The organism is Enterobacter sp. BRE11, from assembly GCF_031844285.1.
GTDB lineage: Bacteria > Pseudomonadota > Gammaproteobacteria > Enterobacterales > Enterobacteriaceae > Pantoea.
This window is the reverse complement of sequence record NZ_JAUZUX010000027.1, coordinates 22,939-29,750: the sequence shown is the minus strand read 5'-3', so window position 1 is coordinate 29,750 and position 6,812 is coordinate 22,939. Positions and strand designations below refer to the sequence as shown.

Sequence of the window (6,812 nt, the reverse complement as noted above, 5' to 3'; positions counted from 1 at the left end):
CTGAGAGGCGGTGTATGTGAACTGTAACTGCCATGTTTTACGGCAGTGAGAGCAGAGATAGCGCTGATGTCCGGCAGTGCTTTTGCCGTTACGCACCACCCCGTCAGTAGCTGAACAGGAGGGACAGCTGATAGAAACAGAAGCCACTGGAGCACCTCAAAAACACCATCATACACTAAATCAGTAAGTTGGCAGCATCACCCGCTAAGCGTTATGCTTTTCCACTTCCGATGGAACATTAATGCTCAGATTCCAGGGCGTGGAGATGAACTTTTTGGATGGGGAGCAACCGGTGTTGATCTCTTTTTTCTTATCAGCGGATTTGTTATAACGCTGAGCGCGGCAAGATCGCCTCAGGGTATTATCGGCGCCTTGACCTTTTTAAAAAAAAGGGCACTGAGAATATTACCGGCCTACTATATCATCCTGCTTATCTCTTTTTTCCTGACAGGCGCGATGAGTACATTTCATTATCCGGATAAAACAGAAAACCTTATTAGCGCCCTGACCTTTATGCCGATTTTACCCGACCATCCCCCCTTTTATGTTGACGATAGTGGAATGTATGGCGTCAGATGGACACTAAATTATGAGGTTATGTTTTACCTGTTTATCTCCGTTGCGCTTCTGTTTGCTAAGCGCTGGACAGGGGCTGGCGCGCTGTTTGCTGCCACGCTTATTGTGCTGCCTTTGACTTTAGGCCATCAGTTAACGCTTCAGCCTGCCGGATATAAGATTGATTCAGCCCTGGCTGGGTTGATCACTAACCCGATGACTTGGCTTTTTATCACAGGAATGTGCGTCGGACTACTACTCCCTTACCTGAAGTGGCTATCACCCAAAATTATGGCCGTTGGTGCAGGGTGTAGCCTGATCGCTGCAGCCTACTGCTTTAGTCATGGTATGTTTGCCGGCCACGGGCTGCTGAGTTCGGGCTGGATATATGGCCTCATTTTATTAACTTTTGCACTTTCTGAGGATATTATTGGTAAGTATGTACCTGAACTTTTAATACGGTTAGGCGACATTTCTTTTTCTCTTTATCTGATTCATACCTTGATGAATAACGGCTTAGGGAAGCGATTCGCAAGCATTGGAATCGAAGATGGATATGTGAGGTTTACCGTTTCCATTATTCTTTCCTGCTTACTCGCGTGGTTGTCATGGCGTTATATCGAAAGGCCGTTTATTCGGGCCGGGAAAATTAAGCCTGTCATTCAGGAAAGCAATGCCGGGTCGCCTTCCCGCGCAGCAAACCATAAGCAGTAAAGCGCCCTTCAGCCCATGCCAGACGTGGGCTTTATGCTACAGAATGGTTTAGGGCGCTTCCGACGTGTCTGCTTTGGCGGGTAATCAATGCGATCTGCGCTGACGGCGGGGCACTCTGCCCCCGACTGTGAAGTGGCTTAGTGCGTTGGGGCGGGCGCTGCGTTGATTTTGATGCGTAGCAGAGCATACGGCTTCTGGCGCAAATCCTTACCGCCGTGGAAACCGGGCTGGCGGTTCAGCTGGTTGGTAGTGAAGTAGAGATAGCCATCTGGCCCGACCGACAGGGTATCCGGCCACAGGATTTCAGGGCCGTGCGCAAGGGTTGTCCACTCCCCGCCAGCCGGCAGCTTGCGGATAGCATTGCGCTCATAGTCACCGGTATACACAGCGCCTGTCGCATCGCTTTCCAGGCCATCTGACGCCCCTTTTTCACCCAGATCCTTCACGGACGCCGAGAGTTGAGACGCTGTGACGGCCGGATCGCGAAGTAGCGCCGTGGAAACGGCATACAGGTGACGCCCCGAGAGCGGACTGTAATAGAGCGTGTTACCGTCCGGAGAGAGAGCAATGCCGTCAGAGGCTACGCTGAACGGCGCGGTTGTTCCGTCCGCGTGACGCTGAAGCAGCGTTTCGCCCTCAACGACAGGTGAAAAGCCCACTTCAGGCGACGTTGTGCGGTCGCCGTCCAGACGGCGCAGCGCTTTGCCGGTGTCCAGATCGATAACGATAATCGCGCCGGTCCCGGACAGTGAAGAGTCGGTCACGTACGCCACGCCAGCTTTACCGATGCGAAAATCGAAGCGCATGTCGTTGACGTAGGTGGCGGGTTTAATCACGTCAGCCGGGAAAACAACAGTTTTTTCAACCCGATTCGTTTTCAGGTTAACCGCCACAAGTTTTGCGCCGCCTGTAACCGGTTTTGAAAAGCCCGGCGCGGCGGTATCGAGTATCCAGACCCGGCCCCGGCCGTCGGCCACCACGCTCTGCACGCTCAGCAAATGCGTGCGGGGAGCTGAATTGTCAGTGATATTTATCGCGGCGTCCGGGTAAGGCACTAGCCGGTTCCCTTTTACCTCGGCCACGGTAAACGGCACGTCGTCACCCCAGCGCGGGAAATTTACAAAAATACGGCCCGTTTCGGTAACGGTCACCCCGGTCGGCATAGCGCCGCTAAATGTCGCCACCACTTCGGGTTTGCCAATTGCGCGGTCCTGAGCAAGCTCGCTGAGCGCAGGCAACGCGTGATCGTCTGCCGCCAGCGCATTCAGGGTATTGCCACCCGCCACCAGCGCCACAGAGAGCGCTAACGCCGTTTTTATCATACGTGTTTTCATCATTGCATCTTCCTGGGATATTGAATGGGCCAGCCAGCCTGTGGCGTAACCGGCGGTGAAATCAAAAGCCTTCCAGCACGATTTTTCCGCGTGCCCGACGAAGGTTTTCCGCGCTGATTTTTCCGGAGTGCTCACCTTTCGTCGTGCGCAGGGTGCCGTGCTCGATCAGGCGGCGCACGCTCTCCAGAATCTCGTTCTGGCTGTAAAAAATGGCTTTCATAGGGTGGTTCCCGTTGATGGTGGCGTCAGCAACAGCGCTGTGGATTCGTTAACGAGAGATTACGGGCTCAGAACGTGCAGAAAAACGGGGTAACGACATCAGCACTTTCACTCTAACAGTGAAAATCACGGCAGAACGGATTGATCGCCGCGGGCGTCAGGAGTAGCGATCGCATTACGCAGCAGGCCTGATTTAGCGATCGCCCTGTTGCCCAGGTTGAGTGGATAGCGGTTTAAGGGCGCTCTGTTCGCCTGAATTTGACGCGTCTGAACACGCTGTCAGTAGCGCGGCTGCCCAGTTTCTGTTACAAAAACCGCCATATGGCTGGCAAAACATTGAGCAGTTCCTGCTGGCTGCGCCTTTTAAATCATTCCGCGTTGATCAGTCCTTCTGATGACCAGGCCGTCTCAGCCTGACCGGATCCGAATACGTTTTGCATTCTGGAGCCTCAATGATACGTCTTGAAGATGTTACGTTGTTCGTCCGTTCCGCCGCGCTGGGCAGCTTTTCCAGTGCAGCCCGTGAAGCCGATATTCTTCCGGGGCAGGTCAGTGCCGCCGTCAACCGTCTGGAGCGCGACCTGAATAAACGCCTGTTTGCGCGATCCACCCGCAGCCTGCGCCTGACCGCAGAGGGAGAAACCTGGCTGCCCTATGCACAGGAAATGCTGACCATCCTGCAGGCAGGAACGGAACGCCTGCAGGGCAATGAAGATGAAATCCAGGGTGAGCTGAAAATTGCCGTTCCCTCAGACATCGGGCGGAACATCATCCTGCCGGTGATCACCGCTTTCTGCGAAAAACATCCCAAAATATCCCTTCGCCTCTTTCTGTCCGATCAGGTCAGCGATGTCTTTCGCGATCCGGTGGATGTGGCCATCCGCTATGGCACGCTTGAAAACAGCAGTTATGTGGCCTTGCCGCTGGCCGAAGATAACCGGCGCGTGCTCACCGCTTCACCCGCCTATATCAACAAACACGGCAGGCTGCAGCGCCTTGATGATTTGCTCAGGCACCACTGTCTGCTCTACACCTTGAACGGGCACGCTTACGATAAATGGTCATTTCCAGAAAATGGCGTTCGGCGCCAGCTGACGGTAAGCAGCAGGATGCTGTGCGATGATGCCGATCTGGTGAGGCGCTGGGCAGTCGCGGGAATGGGCATTGCCTATAAATCATGGATAGATGTCAGCAGCGATGTGCTGGCCGGTCGGCTGGAAGTGCTGCTTCCCGAACAGCCTGGGGAAGCCGTGCCGTTGAATCTTATCTGTCCTCACCGTAAACAGTTTTCTCCGGCGATCCGGGAGCTGCATGGCCTGCTGCGCGAACACCTTAAGTCCATCACGGCGTTGATGCGCACCCACCCGGCTTTTGTAAAGGGCGCGCAGACTGAACTGGCAGCGAACCAGAGCGCCTGAATAAAAAGCGCGAGACGGTGTTATCGCAGCGATGTTTGGCAAACGCTAATTAAAGCGGACAGGAAATTAATAAAAAAAGAAAAGGCCATTTAAATAAATGGCCATTTTCATCGGTCTTAAATTTACTTAATCAGCTCGGCCGTCATATGGAACTGGTTGCCCGCGTAGCTTTCGGTAATTTTATAATCAGAACCGGCTTTTTTAGCCTGCTGCGCAATATGTGACTCCGCTTCATCCAGCGTCGAACCCGTTGCGGTAATGCTCTGAGCAACGCTGCCAAATGAAATGGCGGACAGAACGGCAATAATCAGCGCAGATTTTACAGTTTTCATTTTCATTTCCTTCAGTGATTGAGATGTTCAGGGTTATTTATCAGGGCAGCCGGTTATTTCCGCTGCCTTGTGTGAAATGAATAATAGTGCGGACATCTGCTGCAAAACAGGTGCAATAACAGCAAACACTTTCACGTGAAAAGTGAAGATAGAAAGTCCGGTTCGGCAGGAGGATTGACGCACACTTAAAAAGTCAGTACGTAAAGCGTCATATTCAGGGTATTGTTAATGCTCAACGTTTTCAGCGATACCGGCACCCCAGACGGTTCCGGCGCCAGACTGTGACAGGAGAATAGGATGCATCGGGTAGGCTTGCTGATTTCTGATTACTTTCAGGTTTTAGGGTTGTCCACGCTGAGTATCTTTGAGTTTGCCAATCAGGTTAAGGGTGAACCTTTCTATGATTGCGCGGTTTACTCTGAAAGGGGTGGATCCGTTTTATCTTCGTACGGCTTCAGCGTCGACAGCAAACCGCTTGATGCGGACGCGCCCGTTGACACCTGGCTCATCGCCGGGGTGCTGACGCCGGTTGAGCTGCCAGCAACGCCTGGCGTGGTGACCTTTTTGCAGACCCATGCGCTGAAAGCACGCCGCGTGGCCGGTATTTGCACTGGCGCCTTCGTGCTGGGTCAGGCGGGATTACTTGCCGAACGCCGGGCGACCACACACTGGATCCACGCGCAGACCCTGAAAACCATGCACCCCACCACTCGAGTGGAGGAAGACCGCATCTTTATCATCGACGACCACGTCTGGACGTCCGCCGGCTTAACCGCCGGTCTTGATATGGCGCTGGGCATGGTGGAAAAGGATCTGGGCGCGGACGTCGCGCGCAGCGTGGCGCATCTGCTGGTGATGCACCATCGCCGCTCGGGTGGGCAGACCCAGCATTCGGAGATGCTGATGCTCGCGCCGCGCAGCGATCGCCTGCAGTCCGCGCTGGAGTATGCGCGCAAGAATCTCAGCAAGCCGCTCACCATTGAAGAGATGGCGGATGCGGTGCACGTCAGCGCGCGTCAGCTCAGCCGGCTGTTCCGTTCTGAAACCGGCAAGTCGCCGGCAAAAGCGGTGGAGGCGTTGCGCCTTGAAAATGCCAGGCTGCTGATTGAACAGAGCAGGCTCTCGATGGAAGTGATCGCACGGGAATCTGGATTTCGCGACCGGCGACACATGCGCGAGGTCTTTATGCGCGGCTATGGCATTCCGCCACAGTCTATACGCACCGGAAAAGCCTGATCGCCTCGCCTCTCTTTATCCCTCCTCCATCATGATGTCCGTTAATCCGGCCATCATGATGTCCTGAAACACGCCCTTTCTTGTCAGCCGCGCCGGTGCCCGACTGCGTACTATGAATTCACCAACCCGATAACTGACAAGGTGAATATCATGACGCAGCAAACACTGACCAACCGCGGCACTGCCGTTGTCACCGGCGCCTCCACCGGCATGGGCGCACTTTACGCTGGCCGCCTGGCACGCATGGGCTATGACCTGATTATCGTGGCACGTAACCACAATCGCCTGAACCAGCTGGCAGAGCATATCACCACCGACAGCGGCCGCAGCGTCGAGGTTGTTGCGGCTGACCTGGCCGATACCGCCCAGCTTGCCAGCCTGGAAGAGAAGCTGCGTCAGGACGCCAGCATCACGCTTCTGGTTAACAATGCCGGCATCGGCACCCATACGCCGCTGCTGCAGAGCAGCGTGGAGCAGATGACCGCCATGATCAACCTGAACGTCACCGCGCTGACCCGCCTGACCTACGCCGCGGTGCCCGGCTTCGTCAACCGCGGGCGCGGCGCCGTTATCAATATTGCCTCTATCGTCAGTATTGCGCCTGAGTTGCTGAACGGGGTTTATGGCGGCAGCAAAGCCTTTGTGCTGGCGTTTACGCAGTCGCTGCATCACGAACTGGCCGGTAAAGGCATTCAGGTGCAGGCGGTACTGCCCGGCGCGACCGCGACGCCGTTCTGGGAGAGCGGCGGCCTGCCCGTCGAGCAACTCAATCCAAAAATCGTCATGAGCGCACAGGAGATGGTGGACGCCGCGCTGACCGGTTTTGCCCGCGGCGAGCTTGTCACTATTCCGTCCCTGCAGGATGAAAACCTGTGGACCACTTATGAGCAGGCGCGCCAGGCGATGATCCCGCATCTTGGCAGCGACGCGCCGGCGCCACGCTATCAAGCGGTTTCCATGCACTGATCCACTCCGACAGCCTAATAACCTTACTACTTATCATC

Annotated in this window: 8 protein-coding genes; 4 read left to right on the top strand and 4 right to left on the bottom strand. The window is 55.1% G+C overall.

What is annotated here, in order from left to right:
* A partial coding sequence (locus Q9R34_RS20695; protein WP_001393286.1) for an IS1 family transposase occupies positions 1-147 on the bottom strand: 147 nt, incomplete at its 3' end.
* A gap of 66 nt (positions 148-213) precedes the next feature.
* Here Q9R34_RS20695 and Q9R34_RS20690 point away from each other — a divergent pair.
* A complete protein-coding gene (locus Q9R34_RS20690; protein ID WP_485896227.1) occupies positions 214-1,269 on the top strand; it encodes an acyltransferase family protein in 1,056 nt (351 codons plus the stop codon).
* 137 nt (positions 1,270-1,406) lie between these two features.
* Here Q9R34_RS20690 and Q9R34_RS20685 read toward each other — a convergent pair whose 3' ends face one another.
* Together Q9R34_RS20685 and Q9R34_RS20680 are read right to left on the bottom strand one after the other, a co-directional pair.
* Positions 1,407-2,606, bottom strand: coding sequence for an L-dopachrome tautomerase-related protein (locus tag Q9R34_RS20685; protein WP_485896225.1), 1,200 nt, complete (start codon positions 2,604-2,606; stop codon positions 1,407-1,409).
* A 58-nt stretch (positions 2,607-2,664) separates the two neighbouring features.
* Positions 2,665-2,823: a hypothetical protein gene (locus Q9R34_RS20680; protein ID WP_485896223.1), complete on the bottom strand. Its 159-nt coding sequence runs from the start codon at positions 2,821-2,823 to the stop codon at positions 2,665-2,667.
* Between the two features lie 451 nt (positions 2,824-3,274).
* Here Q9R34_RS20680 and Q9R34_RS20675 point away from each other — a divergent pair, with 451 nt between their 5' ends.
* Positions 3,275-4,240: a LysR family transcriptional regulator gene (locus Q9R34_RS20675; protein WP_485896221.1), complete on the top strand. Its 966-nt coding sequence runs from the start codon at positions 3,275-3,277 to the stop codon at positions 4,238-4,240.
* A 122-nt stretch (positions 4,241-4,362) separates the two neighbouring features.
* On the opposite strand, the gene Q9R34_RS20670 is transcribed toward Q9R34_RS20675, so the two are convergent.
* A complete protein-coding gene (locus tag Q9R34_RS20670) occupies positions 4,363-4,572 on the bottom strand; it encodes a YdgH/BhsA/McbA-like domain containing protein (protein ID WP_434123554.1) in 210 nt (69 codons plus the stop codon).
* A 297-nt stretch (positions 4,573-4,869) separates the two neighbouring features.
* On the opposite strand from Q9R34_RS20670, the gene Q9R34_RS20665 reads away from it, so the two are divergent.
* Positions 4,870-5,808 carry a GlxA family transcriptional regulator gene (locus Q9R34_RS20665; RefSeq protein ID WP_485896219.1) on the top strand — a complete coding sequence of 313 codons (939 nt, stop codon included), beginning with the start codon at positions 4,870-4,872 and terminating at the stop codon, positions 5,806-5,808.
* Between the two features lie 150 nt (positions 5,809-5,958).
* Entirely contained in the window at positions 5,959-6,774 is an 816-nt protein-coding gene (locus Q9R34_RS20660) for an SDR family NAD(P)-dependent oxidoreductase (protein ID WP_485896217.1), read from the top strand.
* Positions 6,775-6,812: the final 38 nt, after the last annotated feature.

What these genes read in the sequence shown, in the direction of transcription:
- Q9R34_RS20690 (WP_485896227.1), top strand. Translation starts at nt 214, where the DNA reads ATGCTTTTCCACTTCCGATGGAACATTAATGCTCAGATTCCAGGGCGT.
- Q9R34_RS20685 (WP_485896225.1), bottom strand. Translation starts at nt 2,606, where the DNA reads ATGATGAAAACACGTATGATAAAAACGGCGTTAGCGCTCTCTGTGGCG.
- Q9R34_RS20680 (WP_485896223.1), bottom strand. Translation starts at nt 2,823, where the DNA reads ATGAAAGCCATTTTTTACAGCCAGAACGAGATTCTGGAGAGCGTGCGC.
- Q9R34_RS20675 (WP_485896221.1), top strand. Translation starts at nt 3,275, where the DNA reads ATGATACGTCTTGAAGATGTTACGTTGTTCGTCCGTTCCGCCGCGCTG.
- Q9R34_RS20670 (WP_434123554.1), bottom strand. Translation starts at nt 4,572, where the DNA reads ATGAAAACTGTAAAATCTGCGCTGATTATTGCCGTTCTGTCCGCCATT.
- Q9R34_RS20665 (WP_485896219.1), top strand. Translation starts at nt 4,870, where the DNA reads ATGCATCGGGTAGGCTTGCTGATTTCTGATTACTTTCAGGTTTTAGGG.
- Q9R34_RS20660 (WP_485896217.1), top strand. Translation starts at nt 5,959, where the DNA reads ATGACGCAGCAAACACTGACCAACCGCGGCACTGCCGTTGTCACCGGC.